General features: G+C 73.9%; 2 protein-coding genes. One reads left to right on the top strand and one right to left on the bottom strand.

Features of this window, described 5'->3' with window-relative positions; all coding sequences use genetic code 11:
- Window positions 1-162: 162 nt before the first annotated feature.
- On the bottom strand, window positions 163-429 hold the full coding sequence (locus tag SACPADRAFT_RS0201610) for a DUF3039 domain-containing protein (RefSeq protein WP_007027885.1): 267 nt from the start codon (window positions 427-429) through the stop codon (window positions 163-165).
- Between the two features lie 65 nt (window positions 430-494).
- On the opposite strand from SACPADRAFT_RS0201610, the gene SACPADRAFT_RS24840 reads away from it, so the two are divergent.
- Window positions 495-675: pseudouridine-5'-phosphate glycosidase (locus SACPADRAFT_RS24840; protein ID WP_007027884.1), on the top strand; the 181-nt coding region annotated here is incomplete at its 3' end.

Here is a 675-nt window from a genome sequence, read left to right as displayed (position 1 = left end):
GGACCGGGCCCCGCCCGGTCCCGGCTCCCCGCGAGGCGGACGGCGGCCCGCGCACCGGGAAACCCTCGGATCAGGAGCCCGACGCGCACGGACCCGGTGAGCTGCCGCACCGGTGGGGGGAACCGCAGTGAGGGTGGCCGGGTCGGGCGGCCACCCGTGCGGTCACTCGTCGTCGTCCCCGCCGCCGGGCGGCAGCCCCTCGAAGATCCGCTTGCATTCGGTACACACCGGCGAACCCGGCCGCGGTGACTTCGTCACCGGGAACACCTCGCCGCACAGGGCCACCACGTGCGAGCCCATGACCGCGCTCTCGGCGATCTGGTCCTTGCGCACGTAGTGGAACTTCTCCGGAACGTCGTCGTCGAGATCCTCGACACCCTCCGGCCGGGTGTCGACATCGGGCAGCGTCTGGGTACTCACGTCCCCCATGATGCCCCATCACGGACCGGTGCCCCATCACGGACCGGCGGCGGCATCGGCGAGGATGCACACCCGTGAACCCACAGCACGACCCCACCCCGATCCCGGCACCCGAGGTCGCCGACGCGCTCGACGCCGGGGTTCCGGTCCTCGCCCTGGAGAGCACCCTGCTGGCGCACGGCCTGCCGCCCGGCCGCAACCTGGAGGTGGCGCGGCGGCTCGAACGCACCGTGCGGGACGCCGGTGCCGTGCCCG

It is taken from the genome of Saccharomonospora iraqiensis subsp. paurometabolica YIM 90007, assembly GCF_000231035.2.
GTDB classification, from domain to species: domain Bacteria; phylum Actinomycetota; class Actinomycetes; order Mycobacteriales; family Pseudonocardiaceae; genus Saccharomonospora; species Saccharomonospora paurometabolica.
The sequence above is the reverse complement of the archived record's forward strand: the minus strand, read 5'-3'. Positions and strand labels throughout refer to the sequence as shown.

Bases quoted from the DNA above. Each gene is read 5' to 3' on its own strand.
- SACPADRAFT_RS0201610 (WP_007027885.1), bottom strand. From the start codon at position 429: ATGGGGGACGTGAGTACCCAGACGCTGCCCGATGTCGACACCCGGCCG.